Origin of the sequence: Enterococcus sp. DIV0358, assembly GCF_051713465.1 — a bacterium.
GTDB classification, from domain to species: domain Bacteria; phylum Bacillota; class Bacilli; order Lactobacillales; family Enterococcaceae; genus Enterococcus; species Enterococcus faecalis.
In genome coordinates, this window is record NZ_JBIOPX010000001.1 from 1,995,547 (window position 1) to 2,017,298 (window position 21,752).

Sequence of the window (21,752 nt, forward strand, 5' to 3'; positions counted from 1 at the left end):
ACAATTTCTCTTTACCAACATTATTTGACAAAAAAGGTTTAACCCACACTACCTTCCATCTCATAACTAATCAATCGATTCAACTCAACCGCATATTCCATCGGTAATTCTTTCGTAAATGGTTCAACAAAGCCCATAACAATCATTTCTGTCGCTTCGGCTTCAGACAAGCCGCGACTCATTAGATAATATAATTGTTCTTCAGAAATTTTTGAAACTTTGGCTTCGTGTTCTAAGGACACTTGGCTGTTATGGATTTCGTTAAACGGAATCGTATCTGATTTTGATTTTTCGTCCATGATAATCGTGTCGCATTCGATGTGGGAAATCGAGCCTGCGCTGTCTTTGCCAAAAGTCACTTGGCCACGGTAGTTAACTTCGCCGCCGTCTTTAGCAATTGATTTTGAAACAATTGAGCTAGAGGTATTCGGCGCATTGTGAATCATTTTGGCCCCAGTATCTTGGATTTGGTTAGCGCCAGCAAAGGCAATCGATAACATCGTGCCACGGGCACCTTTGCCATCTAAGTAAACGCTTGGGTATTTCATGGTTGTTTTAGCTCCTAGGTTACCATCAATCCATTCGACAGTGGCACCTTCGTAAGCTTTAGCACGTTTGGTTACTAGGTTGTAGACGTTATCTGACCAGTTTTGAATGGTCGTATAACGACAATAAGCATCTTTTCTAGTGAAAATTTCTACGATGGCCGCATGCAAGCTGTTACTTGAATACGTGGGTGCCGTACAACCTTCAACATAGTGAACGCTGGCCCCTTCATCGACAATAATCAAGGTCCGTTCAAATTGGCCGGTATTTTCAGCGTTGATTCGGAAATATGTTTGTAATGGTACATCAACTCGAACACCTTTTGGTACATAAATAAAGGTTCCACCTGACCAAACAGCTGAGTTTAAAGCGGCCAGTTTATTATCTGTTGGTGGCACAAGTTTTGAAAAATACTCTTTGAATAAGTCAGGATATTCTTTTAAAGCAGAGTCAGTATCTGTAAAAATGATGCCTAATTTTTCAAATTCTTCTTTCATGTTATGATAAACAACTTCTGATTCATATTGAGCAGAAGCCCCAGCTAGATAAGCACGCTCAGCTTCGGGAATCCCAATTTTTTCAAAGGTTTCTTTGATTTTATCAGGTACATCATCCCAATCGCGTGCGGGTTTGTCACTCGGTTTTTGGTAATATTTAATTTTACTAAAGTCAATATCTGACAGGTCTGGACCCCATTCTTGCATGGGCATTTTATTGAATTGTTCTAACGATTTTAAACGGAAGTCAAGCATCCATTCTGGTTCGCCTTTCACGCGAGAAATTTCGCGAACAACGTCTTCGGTTAGGCCGTCTCCGGTACTAAAGATTGGTTCCACATCGTCGTGAAAGCCAAATTTATATTCTTCTAATTCAGGTACTGTACTCAATTCGTCGTCACCCTTTCTTTATTTTTCACAATGTAAATGACCGGCTTCGCCTTGGCCGTTATTAGCAACAGCCTGCTCTAAGGCTTTCCAAGCCAAGGTTGCACATTTAATCCGAGCTGGAAATTTAGCTACGCCGCTTAACATTGCTGCATCGCCTAATTTTTCATCTTCGGCCACTTCATTTCCTTGAACAAGTTGAGAGAAATCCTCTGCTAAGGCCGTTGCTTCGGCGATTGTTTTTCCTAAGACCGCATCAGTCATCATACTAGCACTTGCGGTACTGATGGAACAGCCACTTCCTTGAAAGGCGATATCTTTAATCACACCGTCTTCAATGGCCACATCCAGTTCAATCACATCTCCACAAGTAGGATTATTCAGTTCAATTGTTTGGCTAGACGCATCTAGCGTTCCGTGGTGATGTGGGTGGCTAGAATGGTCCAAAATGACTTGGCGATATAAGTTATCTAATTTAGAAAGTGCCATGCTGGAAAAACTCCTTTGTCGCTTTAATCGCTTCAACTAAGCGATCTGCGTCTTCTTTGGTATTGTATAAATAAAAACTTGCCCGTGCGGTTGCTGGCACGCTCAAATAGTTTAATAGCGGTTGCGCGCAATGGTGACCCGCTCTGACAGCGACCCCTTCCATATCTAACGCTGTAGCCACATCATGTGGATGTAAACCTTCAATATTAAAAGCAATCACACCTGTGTGGTCTTTTGGATTCTGTGGACCATAAATCGTCAAGCCCTCGATAGCTTGCAACTTTGGCAAAACATAGTGAATAAGGGCTGCTTCATGTTGATGAATGGCCTCTAAACCAATTTCAGTTAAATAATCAATGGCGGCACCTAAGGCAATTGCCCCAGCAATATTAGGTGTGCCAGCTTCAAATTTCCAAGGAAGCTCTTTCCAAGTACTTTCTTGAAGATGAACAAAGTCAATCATTTCGCCACCAAATTCCACAGGTTCCATTTGTTCCAATAAATGACGTTTGCCATAAAGGACACCAATTCCAGTTGGTCCACACATTTTGTGACCACTAAATGCATAAAAATCAGCATCGATGGCTTGAACGTCCACAGGCATATGAGGAACTGCTTGCGCGCCGTCTACCACCATCACAGCGCCATTTTGATGAGCTAATTGTGTTAATTCTTCGATTGGATTAATGACCCCTAACACATTTGAAACATGAGCAATCGAAACAATTTTCGTTTTTTCTGTAATTTGTTGACGTGCACTTGACATGTCTAAAAAGCCGTCTTCAGTGACGTCTATATACTTCAAAATAGCCCCTGTACGTTGGGCTAATTGTTGCCAGGGAATAATGTTTGAATGATGTTCCATGTAAGATATGACGATTTCATCCCCGGCTGTAACTGCCAAGTCACCATAACTTTTGGCAATCCAATTCAAACTGGTTGTTGTTCCTCGTGTAAATAAAACTTCCGCTGTTTCTTTGGCATGGATAAATTGGCGAACCTTTTCGCGGGAGGCTTCATAGTCCTTCGTTGCTCGTTCGGCTAACGTGTGCACCCCACGATGAACATTGGCATTATCGGTTTCATAATAATGTCGTAAAACATCTAACACTGCCGTTGGTTTTTGGGTTGTTGCAGCATTGTCTAAATAAACTAGCGGTTCATCATTAACTTCTTGAAATAAAATAGGAAACGATTGACGAATGGTTGCTGCATCCATCATGCGTTTAACTTCCCTTCAATTACTTCTACAAATTCATTTTGTACTTCTTTAACTGGAATTGCTGTAATGACAGAACCTAGGAAGCCACGAATCACCAAACGTTCCGCTTCTTCTTTACGCAAGCCGCGGCTCATTAAATAATACATTTCTTCTGGATCTACTCGACCAACGCTGGCTGCGTGTCCGGCAGTCACTTCATTTTCATCAATTAAAAGAATTGGATTGGCATCACCACGAGCTTTATCAGACAGCATTAAAACACGACTTTCTTGCTGTGCGTCGGCTCCTTTTGCGCCTTTTAAAATGTGGCCAATTCCGTTAAACGTTAAAGTACCACGTTCACGAATGACTCCATGTTGTAAAATATGACCAATCGAATGTGGCGCTTTGTTTGTCACTCGTGTGTCGATGCCTTGTGTTTGTTTACCTGCACTAATTGCAACGACTTTAACTTCTGAATGAGCGCCTTCGCCAACTAAATCAGAATCAAAATCAGCAACAACATCGCCATCATTCATGACGCCTAGAGCCCAATCAACAGAGGCATCCCGCATAATATAGCCACGACGATTCATATAAGTCGTTACAGTTTGCCCCAATTGATCCACAGCTGAGTATTTAACTTTTGCGCCATCTTTCGCAATCACTTCCACAACAATATTTCCAGAAGCTTTCTCTGCGTGATGACCGGTTGATTGAAAACGTTCTAAATAACTGAATTCACTATGATTATCTGCAACGATTAAAACATGTTTAAAGAAAGGTTGGTTGCTATCTGAATCCTGAATAAACAAAGATTCAATGGGCTCTTCAATCACTACGTTTTTAGGAACGTATAAGAAAACGCCACTATTCATGAAAGCTGCATGAGCTGCTGTCAGCTTATCTTCTTCTGATAATACGGCTTTAGTCATATAGTATTCTTTAACTAATTCTGGGTGCTCTTGTAAAGCAGTAAAAATGTCTGTAAAAATTACCCCTTGTTCCGCTAATGAGGCTGGCAATTGCTCAAAAGCATGAAAAGATCCTTGTTGAACAATTAAAGGATTGTCTTTCATTTGATCAAAACTTGCGACATTTCCTTCAGAAGGCACATAACTTTCCATGTGAACATTTAATAAAGGCCAACGATGAAATTTCACACGATCAATATGTGGTAACTCACTTTCGTCAGCGTTTTTTAAAGCCGTTGTTCGCAATTCAGTCATCCAAGCTGGTTCTTCATGTTCTAGTGAAAAAGCGGTGACTTCGTCAAGATAATCCATTAGATTTACTTTTTTCATTTATCTTGTCCTCCTTACGCTTCTTCTTTGTAATCAATACCTAATTCTTGGCTGATACCAGCATAGCCTTCTGTTTCTAAACGTTTTGCCAAATCAGCCCCACCAGTTTTCACAACGCGGCCTTCCATCATGATATGAACAACATCTGGCGTGATATAGTTCAATAAGCGTTGATAATGGGTAATAATTAACGCACCAAAGTTCTCGCCGCGCATTTCATTAACCCCTTTAGAAACTACTTTTAACGCATCGATATCTAAGCCTGAATCAATTTCATCTAAAATGGCAAACGTAGGCTCTAACATCAATAATTGTAAAATTTCATTTCGTTTTTTCTCGCCGCCAGAAAACCCTTCGTTTAAGTAACGCTCAGCCATTTCTTCAGGCATATTTAATAATTCCATTTTGCTATCTAATTTTTTTAAGAACTGCATGACTGACATTTTGTTGTCTTCGTCACGTTTTGCATTGATTGCTGCACGCATGAATTCAGCATTGGTAATCCCTGGAATTTCACTTGGGTATTGCATTGCTAAGAATAAGCCTAGGCGAGCGCGTTCGTCTACTTCTAAATCTAAAACGTTGACGCCATCAAATAGAATTTCTCCTTCTGTGACTTCATAGTTAGGATTTCCCATAATTGCTGCTGATAAAGTAGATTTACCAGTTCCATTAGGCCCCATAATTGCATGGATTTCTCCAGTATTAATTGTTAAATCGACTCCTTTTAGAATCTTTTTATCTTCAATTGATACGTGTAAATTTTTGATTTCTAACACAGACATGTACAATTCCCTCCAACTTGTTTTAATCGTTTTTCCGTTCTCACTCATTTTAGCCTAATTGAGAATGAATCGCAAATTACAATTGCTAAAAATAACAACTCTTATCATCAAATTTTAGGATTCAATTTGTGAAGGAAAATTTTAAAAGGCTGATATTTCAAAGTTTCTCTATATTTTTAAGTGATCCTCCCTACACAAAGAAAAAAATTCTGGTAGAATAAAAAAATTTATTAAAGAAAGCGTTTTCTTGAATAATTACTTTAGAATGACTTTCGCAAAGAGAGCGTTGAGATACGCCTTCCTCATCTATACAAAAAATCCAGAGCAATTGCTTCTCTGGATTCAATAATTTTTATTAGTGATTGGTTTTATACTTCTAAAAGTTCTTGTTCTTTTTCAGCAGTAATCGCATCGATATTTTTGATGCTATCGTCTGTTAATTTTTGAACATCTTTTTCAAATGAACGTAATTCATCTTCAGTGATGTCGCCATTTTTTTGAGCTTTTTTCAACTCATCCATTGCATCACGACGAACGTTACGGACAGCAACTTTTGAGTTTTCCGCTTCTTTTTTCACGTCTTTGGCTAATTCTTTCCGACGTTCTTCCGTTAATTGTGGAATCACTAAACGGATGACATTTCCATCATTGGTTGGACTAATGCCGATATCACTCATTTGAATAGCTTTTTCAATATCAGCGATAGAATTTTTGTCAAACGGTGTAATCATTAATACACGTGCTTCTGGGATATTGATACTTGCTAATTGGTTAACTGGTGTTGGTGCACCATAATATTCTACTTGAATACGGTCTAATAGACTTGCGTTCGCACGACCAGCACGAATTTGACCTAATTCACGGCGTAAGCTTTCTTCCGCTTTTGTCATTTTTTCTTTGGCTGTTGCTAAAACTTCTTTAGACATTCTTTATTTCCCCCTTACAGTTGTTCCGATATTTTCACCAAGGATGGCACGACGGATATTTCCTGCTTCATTTAGGTTAAAGACAACTAAAGGAATATCGTTATCCATACTTAATGAGCTTGCTGTTGAATCCATTACTTGCAGCCCTTTAGAAATAACATCTAAATGTGTTAGTTCTTCAAATTTTGTCGCTGTTTCATCCACACGTGGATCTGCAGAATAAACACCATCAACATTGTTCTTCGCCATTAAGATGACGTCTGCATCTACTTCTGCAGCTCGTAACGCAGCCGTTGTATCTGTCGAGAAGTAAGGATTTCCTGTTCCTCCGGCAAAAATAACAACGCGGCCTTTTTCTAAATGACGTTCTGCACGACGACGAATGTATGGTTCTGCAATTTGACGCATTTCAATTGATGTTTGAACACGTGTAGGCACACCAAGATTTTCTAATGTATCTTGCAATGCTAAGGCATTCATCACAGTAGCTAACATGCCCATATAATCTGCTTGTGCACGTTCCATGCCCATTTGAGCACCAATTTGTCCACGCCAGATGTTTCCGCCGCCAACCACGATGGCCATTTCGATACCTAATTCATGGACCTCTTTAATTTCTTGGACGATTTCTTTAATGACTGGTGGTTTAATGCCAAAACCGTCTTCTCCGGCTAGCGCTTCTCCACTTAACTTTAATACGACACGTTGATACTTAGGTTTAACCATCATAATTCCCTCCAAGATTCTCTAAAAATCATTCAATTCCTCATTTAGATGACTTTTCACCAAAATGATTTTTTAGACCAAGCAGTGCGATCCACTGGTTTTGCCTAAAAAAAGGGAGCGCATATCAAAGTTATGCGTTCCCAAATGGCTGAAAGACTGCCTTGAATCAAGCAGTAATCAATTTATGCAGCTTCCTTTGGGGATCGCTGTCTGTTTAGATACTTATGATTCACGGCTTTTCAACCGAGCGTTTGATGCTCTTAGTTTTTCATTTGGCTCATTACTTCATCCGCAAAGTTATCTTCACGTTTTTCGATACCTTCGCCAACTTCAAAACGTACGAATGATTTCACTTCGCCGCCTTTAGAAGCAACAAATTTTTCGACAGTCATATCTGGATCTTTAACAAATGGTTGGTCAACCAAAGCGATTTCTGCTTTGAATTTTTGTAGACGACCAACAACCATTTTTTCAACGATATTTGCTGGTTTACCTTCGTTTAATGCTTGTTCAGTTAACACAGCTTTTTCGTGTTCTAATTCTTCTTGAGGAATTTGAGATTCATTGACATAGCGAGGGTTGATTGCCGCGATGTGCATAGCAACATCTTTCGCTACTTCTTCGTCAGTTGTGCCATCGATAACTGTTAATACAGCAATACGGCCACCCATGTGTAAGTAAGCGCCAAATGCAGCATTGTCAGCTTTTTCGACAACTTCAAAACGACGGAAGCTGATTTTTTCACCGATAACAGTTGTTGCTTCGATTAAATCAGATTCGATTGTGCCTTTTTCAGTTTTAATAGCCATTGCTTCTTCCATCGTAGCTGGTTTGTTTTCAGCAACTTTAGTCGCAATATCTTTAACTAAATCTTGGAACATTTCGTTTTTAGAAACGAAGTCAGTTTCTGAGTTTACTTCAACGATTGCTGCAACGTTACCTACAGTTGCTACGTTTGCTAAACCTTCAGCCGCAATGCGGTCATTTTTCTTCGCTGCTTTAGCCATACCATTTTCACGTAAAAAGTCTACGGCTTTTTCCATGTCGCCTTCTACTTTTACTAATGCTTTTTTAGCGTCCATCATTCCAACGCCAGTCATATCGCGTAATTCTTTTACCATTTTAGCTGTAACGTCTGCCATTATTTGTGTCCTCCTCGGATATTATCAATTCTTTTTAAAAAAGCTATCTCAAAGGAGAATCAGGCTTTTTGTCGCCTAGCCTTTGAGACAGCTCCGTAATCATTATTATTCAGCTGATTCGTTGTTTCCTTCAACAACATCAACGATTTCTTCGATTGAAGTTGCTTCTGGTGTTTCTTCAACGAATAACTCTTCAGTTGCTTGGTCTTCCCCTTGGTTACCTTCGATGAAAGCATCAGCCATTTTAGCAGTGATTAATTTCACGGCGCGGATTGCATCATCATTTGAAGGGATTACAACATCGATCTCATCAGGATCACAGTTTGTATCAACCATTGCAACGATTGGAATGTTTAATTTGTGTGCTTCTTGAACAGCAATGCGTTCTTTACGTGGGTCAACGATGTACATTACATCTGGAATTCTTGGCATATCAGCGATACCACCTAAGAATTTTTCTAAACGTTCACGTTCTTTGTTTAAGCCAGCAACTTCTTTCTTAGGTAAAACTTCGAAAGTGCCGTCTTCTTCCATTGCATTGATTTTTTTCAAGCGAGCAATACGTTTTTGGATTGTATCCCAGTTAGTTAACGTACCACCTAACCAACGATGGTTTACATAGTATTGACCAGCGCGGATTGCTTCATCTTTGATTGCTTCTTGTGCTTGTTTTTTAGTTCCTACGAATAAAGCAACGCCGCCTTCTTCTGCAACGTTTTTCATGTAATCGTAAGCTGCATCTACTAATTTCACTGTTTTTTGTAAGTCAATGATGTAGATACCGTTTCTTTCTGTGAAGATATATTTCTTCATTTTTGGGTTCCAGCGACGAGTTTGGTGACCAAAGTGTACGCCGGCTTCTAGTAATTGTTTCATAGAAATTACTGCCATGTTGTGTTTCCTCCAGTTTGGTTTTTATTTTCCTCTTCTTTTCGTCAACTCCTTGAAGAACTACCGTAGTAGCACCACTTCGCAGATGGAAAAGAATGTGGATTTCGTGTGTGAAAATCACACCTTTAACAGTATAAGATATTTTCAGAAAAATAGCAAGCCTTAAAACTAGAAATGTCGCTCCTACTGCGCTTGCCAAACAAGATGACATTCTTCGTTTCCCGTTTCATCGATGGTTCGCTTTTGTTGGACAAAGCCTTGTTTTTGATAAAAGGCATAAGCTGCTTGATTTTCCCTGTAAACAGCCAAAGATAAGACATCCTGTTCTTCTTTTGCTACTTGCAGTAATTTCTGACCGATGCCCTTCCCTTGAAACGCTTTTTTTATAAAAATTCCTGCGATATAGTTATCCATTAATCCTAAAAACCCAATTATCTGATCCTCTTCTTCTGCTAAGATCAGTGTTGCTTTTGGTAACGCAGCGCGGACAAATGCTTTATTTTCTTGCCAATAAGTTGGCGCGACAAATGGATGAGCTTCTAGATTCGTTTGCAGCCAAATAGCCATAATGGTTTCTAATTCTTTTTCTGTTAACTGGGTTGTCTTTTTGATAGTCAGCATTTTTTGACACTCATTTCTGTTATTGATTATTTTCAAAATAAAACATTAACACGCCCGCTGCGATAGCGACATTCAATGATTCTGCTTGACCTTTCATTGGAATATAAAGATTTTTCGTGGTTTCTGCTAACAATTCTGGCGAAACCCCGCTACCTTCATTGCCTAAAATCAACGCATAATTTTCCACTGCCTCTTGTTCATAATAAGCAATCGCAGCTTCATTTAGTTCTGTACCGAAAACTGGTAGACCTTGCTTCTTGAATGCCTGAACCACTTCGGTCAATTCTCGTTGGAGAACCGGCAAATGATAGTGACTTCCCTGCATTGAGCGCAACACTTTTGTATTGTAAATATCTGCTGTGCCCTTACCTAAAATCACACCTGCTAAACCTGCTGCATCAGCTGTGCGAATCATCGTACCAACATTACCAGGGTCTTGGATATTATCTAAAAGTAACCAACCACCTTTAAAAGAAAGCGACTGCTCTTGTTGCGTTTCCAAGGTGACAATTGCCAAAATTCCTTGTGAAGTTGGCAGCTCCGACAAGCTATTTAAAACCTCATCACTAACAAAAATTAATTTTTCTGTTTCTTGTTCAGCTAACCAAGTTCCCCATTCTTGTTGACCTCTTTGGTTAAACAAAATCCACTGAACATCGGCGTTGGCCTTCACGGCTTCTTCAACTAAATGAAATCCTTCTATTATATATTGGTTCAGTTCTTCTCGGTACTTCTTTTTGTGTAATTTTTTCCATTCTTTTAATTGGTTATTTTTCGTTGATGTAATTTCTTTCATAAGTCACCTCGCCTTTGTATTATAGCATGCTTCTAGCTTGCTTGGATACTTGCTAGAACCAAGAAAAATCGCTATCATAAAGAAAAAAGCAAAGGAAGTGTCTCTCATGGAAAAACTAAGAATGAATGTACAAGGGCGTGTCCAAGGTGTTGGCTTCCGCTACATGACCAAAATGGTGGCAGATCAATTAGGTGTCACTGGTTCGGTGAAAAACGAAGACGACGGGTCCGTTTCAATCACAGCAATGGCACCTGAAGACATAATGGAAACATTTATCAAAAAAATCAAAGATTCCCCCAGTCCAGCGGGACGTGTAACGTATGTTGATATTCAAGAAGACCCTTTGTTAGAAGAAACGGAACAATTTAAAGTGATTCAATAAACTTACTTTCTAACGATTGATTTCTTTGGGAAGAAGCCTTGAACAGCAAGTAGTTCCTGCTTTTTATTGATTTTTGTAAGAGCTTCTTTTCGATTTTGATTGAAAAAGAGCGCTGTTTCAAGTATAGTTAACCATGTAAAAATTTTTTAGAAAAGGACCGAATTACATGCGTAAATTAAACCGATGGCTTTACGGCTCTGGCTTACTATTTTTAGTAATGTTTTTATCAGGCTGTGTGAAAACAGGAGCAGATGGACAACCAACTGGTGAAGGTTTTGTCTATAACTTCCTTGTTTTACCGATGAGTAATGCAATTACTTATCTTGTCGATAACTTTAATTGGAACTATGGTTGGGCGATTATTTTTATCACCATTATTGTACGAATCATTATTTTACCGTTAGGCTTACATCAATCGAAAAAAAGCTTTATCCAAACGGAAAAAATGCAAGCAATCAAACCTCAAGTGGATGTTGCACAAGCAAAAATGAAACAAGCAAGTACGCGTGAAGAACAAATGGCCGCACAAGCAGAACTACAAAGGATTTATAAAGAAAACAATGTGAGTATGGTTGGCGGAATTGGTTGTTTGCCTTTATTAATTCAAATGCCTATTTTCTCTTCTCTGTTCTTTGCTGCTCGTTATACAAAAGGTATTGCCACGGCAAGCTTCTTAGGAATGAATTTAGGGCAACCAAATATGATTTTAGTGGCATTAGCTGGTTTAGCCTATTTAGCTCAAGGTTATATTTCAATGATTGGTATTCCTGAAGAACAAAAGAAAACAATGAAATCAATGCTGATTGTTTCACCATTAATGATTGTTTTCATGTCCTTTAGCTCACCTGCAGGCGTAGCGCTTTACTGGGTAGTTGGTGGTATTTTCACATGTATTCAATCTGCCATCACAAATATCCTCTTACGTCCAAGAATTAAAAAACAAGTACAAGAAGAATTGAAAAATAACCCACCAAAACAAGTGGTTACTCCTATTAAGGATGTGACACCAAAAGAAACAAACAAAGTAACGCAAAAAACGAACCAACCAAAAGCAAACGGCAATAAAGGTCGCAATGCTGGAAAACAAAAACGTAAATAAAAAAAGGATCGCCTCTAAACGGCGATCCTTTTTTTACTTCAATTCTTTCCCAGTCATCTCTTCAATAGTTCGAATAGACTTTGGACCAAAGCCATGCAACGAAAGTAACGCTTTTCGGCCTCGTGCGTAGAGTTCATCCACACTGTCGATTTTTTCATTCGTTAGTGCACGAACAGCTGGCTTTGATAATTGTGTTAAAATTTGTTCAAACGTTGTTTCAGACATGCTGTCGGTTCCTCCTTAGCGGTCGAAAAGCAGCGCTTTTTATTTTACAATTAATAAATCTAAGCTAGCAATTGATAACGCCATTTTAGCAATTTGCATTAATTGTTTTAATCGGTTTTGTTTGACTTTTTCATCCTCAACCATAACCATCGTTTCATTGAAGTACGCATCAATTAACGGACGTAGATTTACTAGTGCTTCATAGTTTTCTGCAATCGTGCGTGTCGCAAAAGCTTCAGATAAATCGTTAACTGCTTGATACAGTTCTTTTTCTGCCTTATTTTCAAACAGACTTGGATCAATCCCTTCTTCAGTATCACCTAAAAGTTCTTGACCTTTTTTCGCTAAATTAATAACACGCGTTAAGGCTTCCATTGATGGTTTAAAATCTTGATCTTCAAAACGGCTTTTTAAAATATTTGCTGAAGCAAATATTTTCGATAAATCGGCTTGCTCAGCAGACACCACTGCATCGATAATGTCATGGCGAACATTTTTCGTCATTAATAATTGACGTAAGCGAGCTTTCACAAATTCAACGACTTCTGCTTGTCCTTCGTTTAGTAAAACGCCATATTTCTCAACATCTTGATTCACTGCTTCATCAACTTCTGTTTGTAATTGGACTAATGGGAAGGTCCAGCCTTTATCTTCAATAATTCGGATAACGCCATAGGTTTGACGACGAAGTGCATAAGGATCGTTAGAACCTGTTGGAATCATACCAACTGAGAAGAATGAAAAGACGCTGTCAAGCTTATCGGCTAAGGCTAAAACAGCCCCGATTGCTGTTTCTGGCAATTCACCTTCACTGGAAGTTGGTAGATAATGTTCTCGAATCGCCGTTGCTACGGCTGGTTTTTCGCCTTGTAATAAGGCATATTTTTCTCCCATAATTCCTTGTAATTCTGGGAATTCACCAACCATATTTGTTACTAAGTCAAATTTATAAATTTCAGAGGCACGTTTTAAATCTTCCAATTCCTCCTCAGATAAGCCAACTTTTCGACCAATGATTTGTGCAATCAAAGCAACCCGTTGCATTTTTTCATAAATTGAGCCAATCTTTTCATGGAAAGTCACATTTTTTAGTTTTTCAACACATGCTTCAATCGTTAATTTTTTATCTTCATTGTAAAAGAATTCTGCATCTTCTAAACGAGCAATTAACACTTTTTCATTTCCTTTAATCACGTTTTCAAGGTGAACATTATCCCCATTGCGAACAGCGATAAAATGCGGCATTAATAAGCCTTGGTCGTTACGAACTTCAAAGTAACGTTGGTGTTCTTTCATAGAAGTCACTAATACTTCATCTGGAACAGATAAATATTTTTCATCAAAACTGCCTACAAATGCAGTTGGATATTCCACTAAATTCGTAACTTCTTCCAATAACTCTTCATCTAAAGCTAACTGCCAATTTTTTTCTGCAGCGAGTGCGTTCGCTTGATCAACAATCATTTGTTTCCGTTCATTCGGTTGAACCACTACAAATTGTTCTTTTAATTTTGCTTCATATTCATTAGCATGTTGGAACGTCACATCGTCTCCCAAGAAACGGTGGCCACGAGAAGTTTGCCCTGTCGTCACGTCTAACACGTTGAAAGGAATTACTTCATCATCAAGTAGTGCCACAATCCAGTGAATTGGACGAATATATTCGAAATCATAGTTTGCCCAGTGCATTGTTACCGGGAAAGTTAGACTTGTAATCACGTCATTTAATTTTGTTAATACTTCTTTGGCACTTTGGCCTTTGGTAAACTTCGTCACATAGACATATTCGACACCATTTAATTCTTTGAAAACAATGTCCTCAGTTGTGACTCCTTGGCCGCGTACAAAACCTTGTGCAGCTTTTGACCAATTTCCTTCAGCATCTAAAGCAATTTTTTTCGCTGGACCTTTTACTTCTTCTTCAACATCCGCTTGTTTTTCAGGAATCGCAGTTACTTTCACGGCTAAACGACGAGGTGTGGCAAAGGATTGCACTGTTTCATAGTCTAAATGATGTTCATCTAAAAATTTGATTACTTTTTCTTCAAGTTGGATACGGCTTGGTGTGACAACATGTGCGGGCATTTCTTCTAAGCCAATTTCTAATAATAAATCTTTTGCCATGTTATTCTGCCTCCTTGGATACACTTTGGTCTTTATTTAATAATGGAAACCCTAATTTTTCACGTTCAGCCACAAAAATTTTCGCTACGGAACGAGCCATATTCCGAATGCGGGCTAAATATCCTGCACGTTCCGTTACAGAGACAGCGCCGCGAGCATCCAATAAATTGAATGTATGGCTACATTTTAAAATATAATCATAGGCTGGGTGAACTAAGCTTTCTTCAATACAGCGTTTAGCTTCTTTTTCAAATTTGTCAAAGTTTTCTAAAAGCATTTCTTGGTTACTAATTTCAAAGGAATATTTTGAATGTTCATATTCAGGTTGCACAAAAATTTCACCATATTTAACGCCTTGTGTCCATTCTAGATCATAGACACTTTCGACTTCTTGGATATATGATGCCAAGCGTTCTAACCCGTAAGTAATTTCAGAAGTGACAGGATGACATTGTAAGCCGCCAACTTGTTGGAAATACGTAAATTGGGTAATTTCCATGCCATCTAACCAAACTTCCCAACCTAAACCAGCACAGCCCATTGAAGGATTTTCCCAGTTATCTTCTACAAAACGAATGTCATGTTCTAATGGATCAATTCCTAATAATTTCAAACTTTCTAGATAAAGTTCTTGGATATTTTCAGGAGAAGGCTTCATTACAACTTGGAATTGATGATGTTGGTATAGACGATTCGGATTTTCACCATAGCGTCCATCAGCTGGACGACGAGAAGGTTCTACGTAGGCAGCATTCCATGGTTCAGGTCCAATGGCACGTAAAAACGTGTAAGGACTCATGGTACCGGCTCCCTTTTCTGTATCATAGGCTTGCATTAACATACAGCCATTAGATGACCAAAATTTTTGCAAGGTTAAAATCATTTCTTGTACGGTTAACTTGTTTTTCATTGTTTTCCTCCTTGGAATATTTTTTATAGACATAGGGATTGGCTTTGCTTCGGGAATGTAAATTTAAAAAGGGCTACAGAGAAACAATTTTGTAGAATGGGATAATTTTTATTCTGTTCATCATCTACTCTGTCGCCTTTGCGCCAATTGAGCTTTTTTGAATAAACGTTACTATTTTTTCTTTTGGTGTTAACTGTTTGCTTTTTTTATTCGGTTACAACGTTCCCTTTGGTCACCTTGTACTGTTCATCATCTACTCCATGTTTTTGGCTAAGCAGTTTGTTTTAACATAGAGGAGACAACGTTCCCTTTGGTCACCTTGTGCTGTTCCACATCTGCTCTGACACTTTTGCGCCAATTGAGCTTTTTTGAATAAACGTTACTATTTTTCTTTTGGTGTTAACTGTTTGCTTTTTTTATTCGGTTACAACGTTCCCTTTGGTCACCTTGTACTGTTCATCATCTACTCTGTCGCATTTGCGCCAATCGTAGTGATTCACAGCAAAAAGTCCCCATGCCTATTAATAGACATAGGGACGAATAATTATCGCGGTTCCACCCTACTTCCGATGTGTTCATCGGCAGCTTCGTTTGTCGTACTCCAAAGTGCCTTTCAAAAGTTCCGTGTTTCTGGCTCCCACTCTCCCAGATTCGCTTAACAGAGGGTTCTTTTTACTTCTCTTTTTCTTCGTACGTATTTAACTTCTCTATCATAATACGGTGTCTGAGGGAAGTTGTCAAATTTTTTTTAGAAAAACGACTGCTTGTTTATGTTTCTTTTTCTTCCTTCTTTCGTGGTGGAATTTTTAACGTATTTTCCCACGTTTTCATTTGATCAATAAATTTTTTGCTTTTTAAGTGCAACCCGACATATTCATCGTATAACATATCAATCGTTTCTCGAATACTTTTCTTAGTTTCTTCTTTTACTTGAATGTTTTGGACTTTTTCATAGGAGACTTGCGAAAATAAGCGAATAAAATGAATTGCTCTAGGATCTGCATGGTATCGCTGTTCATCTAAATGCCAATGTTTTTCACAAAGCACACCGCTATATCTTGAGGAATAATCAAATTTCCCTTGTGTTTCGCCACAAGCCACACAATGATGCCATTCTGGTCGTACACCAAACCGTTCTAACAATTGAATTTCAAAAATATTTGTAATGATTTCCGGATCTTTTTGCTCATTTAAAGCGGATAATGCCATGTGGGTAAATTGAAATAAATTAGGGTCATAGTGCTGATCTTCAATTGCTGCATCGACTAAGTTTAAAATATATGTTCCATATGCGTTAATAAATATGTCTTGTTGAATGTTTCGAAAAGGTTGAACTTCTTTGCTGCTATTGAGAAAAGATAAGCCTTCTTCTCTAAAATTTCCGATGTAGACGGCTTCTGTAAATGGCAGAATCGCTGGCAAAAGAGGATTATTTTTTCGATGCGCGCCTTTCACAAAAAACATCAATTTCCCATAGGATTCTGTAAAAATTTTGACGAGTTTATCCTTCTCTTTAAAATCCTTCGTAAATAAAATAATGCCTTTGGTCTCCCCTAATGCCATTCAATTCACTTCCATTTCTTATGTAAATTAGTGTAGTGTTTGGAAAGTTCGTTTATACACTCGCTTCCCAAACACTACTTTCTTAATATTCTTCTTTGCGATAACCAAAATCTTGTAAATAGATTTTTTTGTCACGCCAGTCTTTTTGGACTTTTACCCAAAGCTCCAAATACACTTTGTCATCTAATAAATATTCAATATCTTGACGCGCCTTGGTACCAATTTGTTTCAGCATTTTTCCGCCTTTGCCAATAATGATACCTTTTTGACTGTCCCGTTCCACAATAATGGTTGCTTGGACATGGACTTTATCGTTTTCATCCCGTTTCATTGAGTCCACAACGACAGCGACAGAATGAGGAATCTCATCTCTTGTTAAAAGTAACACTTTTTCACGAATTAATTCGGAAACGATAAAATATTCTGGATGATCCGTAATTTGGTCATCAGGGAAATATTGTGGTCCTTCTGGCATTTGCTCAACGAGAACATCCATCAAATGCTCAAAATTATTTCCTTCAGTGGCAGAAATGGGAATAATTTCTTTAAAGTCCATTTGTTTCGAATAGTCTTCAATAATACTCAATAAATCATCTGGATGGACTTTGTCAATTTTATTAATAATCAAGTAGACTGGACTATTATTATTTTTCAATCGTTCAATAATAAAGTCGTCACCTTTCCCGCGTTTTTGATCAGCACTTACCATAAATAAAGTAGCATCTACTTCACGCATCGCATTGTAGGCACTTTCCACCATGAAATCGCCTAAGCGGTGTTTAGGTTTGTGAATCCCTGGAGTATCGATAAAAACAATTTGTGCTTCAGGAATTGTATAAATTCCTTGAATCTTATTACGAGTTGTTTGTGCTTTGTCACTCATAATTGCAATTTTTTGGCCGACAATTCGATTTAACAATGTTGATTTTCCAACATTTGGTCTGCCGACAATGGCTACGAAACCAGATTTATGTTCAGTTGTCATTGTATTTCTCCTCTTATTTCCACATTTGAATGATTTGTAAAATTTTTGGTACAAATAGAATTAGTCCTACTAGCACTGCGAAACCGGCTGTTAATAAAACAGCTCCTGCGGCCATGTCTTTAACTTTTTTTCCGATTGGATGAAAGTGAAAATCCGTAAACATATCTACGACATTTTCAAAAATTGTGTTGATAATTTCTGCCAACCAGACAAGAAAAACGGCCAATAACAACCACAGCCATTCAGCAAGTGTTAAGGAAAACAAGAAACCAAACACAATGGCCGTGACGCCAAACGCCACATGTTTGCGCATATTACGTTCTTCTCGAAAAACTGTTTTGATTCCTTGCCAGGCAAATTCTAATGAATTAATAAAATGTTTATTTTTTCCTGTTTGCTCATCTTTTAAGGCCATACGCATCTAAAATCTCTTTCTGTAAACCAAACATTTCTTTTTCATCTTCAGGTTCCATATGATCGTACCCATTCAAATGTAAAAAGCCATGTACTGCCAAAAAGCCCATTTCTCGTTCCAATGTGTGCCCATATTCAACTGCTTGTTCTGCTGCTCGCTCTGTTGAAATAATTAAATCACCTAGATTACGTGGTAGCTCTGCCAACTCTTCATCATCAAAAATAATTGGCAATTCGTCTTCCCCTTCATCCTCTAAAGCAAAACTGATGACATCTGTAGGCATATCTTTGCCCCGATAGTCACGATTAATCACTTGGATACCTGCGTTATCTGTAAAAGTCACCGACATCTCCGTATCTTCGGCAATTTCTAGAAAACCCGCTGCAAATTGCAGCAAGTTTTCGATTTCTTTGATTTCTTCTGTTGGCACTTTTTCGGTTTCATCAATGAAAGTAATATCCATTAGTCATCTCTCTTTTCTTGTTCATCTTTCATTTCTTCTGCTTCAGCTTTCATTTTTGGATACTTAATCCGTGAATGGAAGGTACTGCATAATCCATTAATTAATGATTTTTCAATGATGCGAATCTCTTTCATCGTTAACCCACATTCATCTAATTGGCCATCTGAAATTCTGTCTTGAATCACATTATGCACAAAGGCTTGAATTTTTTCGTTGGTCGGATGATCCATCGCCCGCACAGCAGCCTCACAAGTATCAGCAATACTCACAATCCCTGCTTCTCGTGTTTGTGGACGTGGTCCAGGATAACGGAAGTCTGATTCTTTAATTTCAGGATTGCGTTCTTTTGCTTTCACATAGAAAAACTTCATCAATGTTGTGCCATGATGTTGACGACAAATGTCAATCACCATTTGCGGCATATTGTACTCTTCTAAAATTTTGGCGCCATCAATTACGTGGCCAAAAATAATTTGTTTACTATCTTCTGGTAATAAAAAGTTATGTGGATTTTCTGCACCAGCAGGTAAGTTTTCCACAAAGAAATTGGCGTGTTTAATTTTGCCAATGTCATGGTAATAACAAGCAACTCGTGTTAATAGCGACCGCCCGCCAATCTCAGCAACAGCGTTAGCACTCAAACTAGCCACCATCATGCTATGATGATAGGTACCTGGCGCTTCTTCTAACAATTGTTTTAACAACGGATGGTTCGGATTACTTAATTCATTCAAGACAATCATACTATCATCGGTCACTAATAATTCGATATATGGATGCAAGCCCATTGTTGCTAAAAATGAAAGTACCGTTCCTGCACTTGCACAAATTAAAGCTGTCCACGTTTTACCATCTGTTAAACTCATCCCTTGATAAATCATTAAGACAACCGCCATGAAAACAGGAAAGACCACTACCCACATTAAAGCTGGGAAAACTTGCTCACTCATCCGTTTTCGTTTAACAACTGTTGCTAGAAATCCTGAGAATAAGTACATAATCAGAATAACCGTCAACGAGTTTGTGCCAATAGAATTATAAAAGATAAATAACGCAAAAACGACTTGGAAAATGGCAGCGATTATCCCTGAACGACGATTCACAAAATGATTTAGAATCAGCGGCGCAAAGGCTGCTGGATAGAACAAGGGAATATACATCAACTGCTCTGTTTGGAAAATCTGGAAGAATTTCATTAAAATAACACTGATTAGCATAGCACCCGTGTAAAAGATAATAAACGAGCGTTGTCGCGAAGGCTCAGTCACTTGTTTTGTAAAGAAAATCAACACTTCAACTTGAAGTAAAATAGCTAATGCTAATGCCACCATCGGAAAAATAGACGTATTTTGACTAGTCATTCCTAGTAACTCAAGTTTTTCGACCGCTTTTGCATCAATTTGAGTACCTTCACGAACAATAATTTCGCCTTGATAAATCATTGCGGGTTGAACAGCATTCATCGCTTTTTGGCGTAGCTCTTCTGTTCGTTTTTCATTGGCAATATCGTTTACCACAATCCCTTGGTTAACAATGTAACGAATGACTTGTTGCATGGTACTCGTAATGTCTAAGTATTGAATTTTACCGTTAGCTTCTTGGCGAATTTTATCCAAATCAGATTCTCGAACGTGATTTTGCATTGCGTCATCCACCAACATCAAACTTTCTGAACGAACCTTATCTAATTGCTCAGAGGTTAATGTAAAGATTGTTTGATAAAAAACATTAGGAAAACTTTGATAAAACGTAACTTCATCTTGCGGTAAAGATTCAAACAATGACTTTAAGCTAGCTACTCGTTCTTCCACGGTCGGCGCAGGAATCGTTTCTTCCTTTTTGGCCTTCGCTTGCTTATTGCTGTACTCTTTGTCTACTTTTTCATTCGCAGAATCAATCAATTTAAATAATTTATCAATACGATTATGTTGGACAGATGCCGTATCTTCTTGATAAATATATTCGGGGGTGACAGCTTCTGCTGCCAATTTTTTTCTTTGTTCTGTTTCGTAGGTATTCTCGATATTTTTATTTGCACGAATGGTTTTCTCGGCCAGTTGACCTTCTTTAATTTCTACTCTTTTCTGATGGACACTGCCAAACATAATCATAAATAAAAGAAGAGAAAAAACGGCTAATAAAATAGGTAAATAGGCTTTACCTAAACGATCCCCTAACTTTGTAAGTACTTTTTTCAAAAGGTACTTTCACTCCTTCCCTAACTGCTTAGGAATGCTTTTGTTGTTCTTTTTCATAGGCTTGAATAATTTGTGCTACAACCGGATGACGCACAACGTCACTGGCTTCAAAATTTACAAAGGCAATTTTTTCAATGTCTTTTAACGTACGCTCGGCGTTAACTAAACCACTTGTTACACCACGTGGCAAGTCAATCTGACTAGTATCTCCATTAACAATCATTTTTGAACTAAACCCTAAACGAGTTAAAAACATTTTCATTTGGGCAACCGTGGTATTTTGTGCTTCATCTAGAATGACAAAAGCATCATCCAATGTACGACCACGCATATAAGCAAGCGGGGCTATTTCAATAACGCCGCGTTCCATTAAACGATTTGTATGATCCATACCAAAAATTTGATACAAGGCATCGTAAACTGGACGTAAATAAGGATCGACTTTTTCTTTTAAGTCACCTGGTAAAAAGCCCAAGCTTTCGCCAGCTTCCACCGCTGGACGAGTTAAAATAATTTTTTGTACTTCTCCTTTTTTCAAAGCTGCTACCGCCATCACCACGGCTAAAAAGGTTTTTCCTGTTCCCGCAGGTCCCACCCCGAAAATGACGTCATGAGTTTTAACTGCATCGATATATTTTTTTTGACCAACATTCTTAATTCGGATGGCCCGACCATGATGGTCCTTCATAATTTCTTCTTCATACATGGCAATAAACGCCTCTAAATTTCCAGCTTTGGCCATTTTTAAAGCAGAAACGACATCTGGCGTATGCACTTTGATGCCTCGTTGAATTAATGTTTGTAGCGCTCTTAACACGGAAGCGACTAACTCTACCTCTGATGATTCGCCAATTAACTGAATAACTTCGCCACGACTATTAATCGTTACGTGGGTATTCTCTTCTAAAAATTTGATATGTTTATCATGTGTTCCTAAAAGCATGTGTGCATCATCAGAATCAGTAAGTATTAATTCTAAAGATTTTGACTGATTATCTGTCAAAAAACGTCCATCTCCTTTATTATATAGTCCTTTACAATGATACCACATTCTTATCTGTTTAAAAAGAAGTCGTA

The 21,752-nt window shown here is 38.2% G+C and carries 22 protein-coding genes; 2 read left to right on the forward strand and 20 right to left on the reverse strand.

Annotated elements, in window-relative coordinates; translation table 11 throughout:
* Positions 1 to 38 precede the first annotated feature (38 nt).
* The 11 genes from sufB to IGK70_RS09645 form a co-directional block, all read right to left on the reverse strand.
* Positions 39 to 1,433 carry a Fe-S cluster assembly protein SufB gene (gene sufB, locus IGK70_RS09595; RefSeq protein ID WP_010827604.1) on the reverse strand — a complete coding sequence of 465 codons (1,395 nt, stop codon included), beginning with the start codon at positions 1,431 to 1,433 and terminating at the stop codon, positions 39 to 41.
* A gap of 18 nt (positions 1,434 to 1,451) precedes the next feature.
* Positions 1,452 to 1,919, reverse strand: a complete 468-nt coding sequence (gene sufU / locus IGK70_RS09600) for a Fe-S cluster assembly sulfur transfer protein SufU (protein WP_002356768.1) — start codon at positions 1,917 to 1,919, stop codon at positions 1,452 to 1,454.
* Positions 1,906 to 3,141, reverse strand: coding sequence for a cysteine desulfurase (locus tag IGK70_RS09605; protein ID WP_104855549.1), 1,236 nt, complete (start codon positions 3,139 to 3,141; stop codon positions 1,906 to 1,908). Before IGK70_RS09605 ends, sufU begins: the two co-directional genes overlap by 14 nt.
* Positions 3,138 to 4,424 carry a Fe-S cluster assembly protein SufD gene (sufD, locus tag IGK70_RS09610; protein WP_010827606.1) on the reverse strand — a complete coding sequence of 429 codons (1,287 nt, stop codon included), beginning with the start codon at positions 4,422 to 4,424 and terminating at the stop codon, positions 3,138 to 3,140. Before sufD ends, IGK70_RS09605 begins: the two co-directional genes overlap by 4 nt.
* A 14-nt stretch (positions 4,425 to 4,438) precedes the next feature.
* The gene (gene sufC / locus IGK70_RS09615; RefSeq protein ID WP_002356763.1) at positions 4,439 to 5,209 is read right to left on the reverse strand and encodes a Fe-S cluster assembly ATPase SufC; all 771 of its coding nucleotides are present in this window, start codon (positions 5,207 to 5,209) and stop codon (positions 4,439 to 4,441) included.
* 368 nt (positions 5,210 to 5,577) lie between these two features.
* A complete protein-coding gene (frr, locus tag IGK70_RS09620) occupies positions 5,578 to 6,135 on the reverse strand; it encodes a ribosome recycling factor (RefSeq protein ID WP_002356762.1) in 558 nt (185 codons plus the stop codon).
* 3 nt (positions 6,136 to 6,138) lie between these two features.
* The gene (gene pyrH, locus IGK70_RS09625; RefSeq protein ID WP_002356761.1) at positions 6,139 to 6,861 is read right to left on the reverse strand and encodes a UMP kinase; all 723 of its coding nucleotides are present in this window, start codon (positions 6,859 to 6,861) and stop codon (positions 6,139 to 6,141) included.
* 260 nt (positions 6,862 to 7,121) lie between these two features.
* Positions 7,122 to 8,003: a translation elongation factor Ts gene (tsf, locus tag IGK70_RS09630; protein WP_002356760.1), complete on the reverse strand. Its 882-nt coding sequence runs from the start codon at positions 8,001 to 8,003 to the stop codon at positions 7,122 to 7,124.
* Positions 8,004 to 8,108: 105 nt separating this feature from the next.
* Positions 8,109 to 8,894, reverse strand: coding sequence for a 30S ribosomal protein S2 (rpsB, locus tag IGK70_RS09635; protein WP_002356759.1), 786 nt, complete (start codon positions 8,892 to 8,894; stop codon positions 8,109 to 8,111).
* Positions 8,895 to 9,077: 183 nt separating this feature from the next.
* On the reverse strand, positions 9,078 to 9,515 hold the full coding sequence (locus IGK70_RS09640; RefSeq protein WP_002382772.1) for a GNAT family N-acetyltransferase: 438 nt from the start codon (positions 9,513 to 9,515) through the stop codon (positions 9,078 to 9,080).
* 19 nt (positions 9,516 to 9,534) lie between these two features.
* Positions 9,535 to 10,311 (reverse strand): TrmH family RNA methyltransferase, encoded by a 777-nt coding sequence (locus IGK70_RS09645; RefSeq protein ID WP_002356757.1) that lies wholly within the window; start codon positions 10,309 to 10,311, stop codon positions 9,535 to 9,537.
* A gap of 106 nt (positions 10,312 to 10,417) precedes the next feature.
* Between IGK70_RS09645 and IGK70_RS09650 the strand changes: the two genes are divergently transcribed.
* A complete protein-coding gene (locus tag IGK70_RS09650; RefSeq protein ID WP_010715369.1) occupies positions 10,418 to 10,693 on the forward strand; it encodes an acylphosphatase in 276 nt (91 codons plus the stop codon).
* A 166-nt stretch (positions 10,694 to 10,859) separates the two neighbouring features.
* Positions 10,860 to 11,792, forward strand: a complete 933-nt coding sequence (gene yidC / locus IGK70_RS09655; RefSeq protein WP_002382768.1) for a membrane protein insertase YidC — start codon at positions 10,860 to 10,862, stop codon at positions 11,790 to 11,792.
* A 33-nt stretch (positions 11,793 to 11,825) separates the two neighbouring features.
* On the opposite strand, the gene IGK70_RS09660 is transcribed toward yidC, so the two are convergent.
* From IGK70_RS09660 to IGK70_RS09700, 9 genes are all read right to left on the reverse strand, one after another.
* On the reverse strand, positions 11,826 to 12,017 hold the full coding sequence (locus IGK70_RS09660; RefSeq protein ID WP_002382766.1) for a DNA-directed RNA polymerase subunit alpha C-terminal domain-containing protein: 192 nt from the start codon (positions 12,015 to 12,017) through the stop codon (positions 11,826 to 11,828).
* A 39-nt stretch (positions 12,018 to 12,056) separates the two neighbouring features.
* Positions 12,057 to 14,141, reverse strand: a complete 2,085-nt coding sequence (gene glyS / locus IGK70_RS09665) for a glycine--tRNA ligase subunit beta (RefSeq protein ID WP_071981529.1) — start codon at positions 14,139 to 14,141, stop codon at positions 12,057 to 12,059.
* A gap of 1 nt (position 14,142) precedes the next feature.
* Positions 14,143 to 15,051, reverse strand: coding sequence for a glycine--tRNA ligase subunit alpha (gene glyQ, locus IGK70_RS09670; RefSeq protein WP_002379669.1), 909 nt, complete (start codon positions 15,049 to 15,051; stop codon positions 14,143 to 14,145).
* 768 nt (positions 15,052 to 15,819) lie between these two features.
* Positions 15,820 to 16,614: a DNA repair protein RecO gene (gene recO, locus IGK70_RS09675; protein WP_002382765.1), complete on the reverse strand. Its 795-nt coding sequence runs from the start codon at positions 16,612 to 16,614 to the stop codon at positions 15,820 to 15,822.
* Between the two features lie 82 nt (positions 16,615 to 16,696).
* Entirely contained in the window at positions 16,697 to 17,599 is a 903-nt protein-coding gene (gene era / locus IGK70_RS09680; RefSeq protein ID WP_002359745.1) for a GTPase Era, read from the reverse strand.
* 13 nt (positions 17,600 to 17,612) lie between these two features.
* Positions 17,613 to 18,014, reverse strand: coding sequence for a diacylglycerol kinase family protein (locus IGK70_RS09685; RefSeq protein ID WP_002382764.1), 402 nt, complete (start codon positions 18,012 to 18,014; stop codon positions 17,613 to 17,615).
* Positions 17,998 to 18,477 carry an rRNA maturation RNase YbeY gene (ybeY, locus tag IGK70_RS09690; RefSeq protein WP_002356745.1) on the reverse strand — a complete coding sequence of 160 codons (480 nt, stop codon included), beginning with the start codon at positions 18,475 to 18,477 and terminating at the stop codon, positions 17,998 to 18,000. Before ybeY ends, IGK70_RS09685 begins: the two co-directional genes overlap by 17 nt.
* The gene (locus IGK70_RS09695; RefSeq protein WP_002356744.1) at positions 18,477 to 20,675 is read right to left on the reverse strand and encodes an HD family phosphohydrolase; all 2,199 of its coding nucleotides are present in this window, start codon (positions 20,673 to 20,675) and stop codon (positions 18,477 to 18,479) included. Before IGK70_RS09695 ends, ybeY begins: the two co-directional genes overlap by 1 nt.
* Positions 20,676 to 20,703: 28 nt before the next feature.
* Entirely contained in the window at positions 20,704 to 21,726 is a 1,023-nt protein-coding gene (locus tag IGK70_RS09700) for a PhoH family protein (RefSeq protein WP_002356743.1), read from the reverse strand.
* Positions 21,727 to 21,752 lie beyond the last annotated feature (26 nt).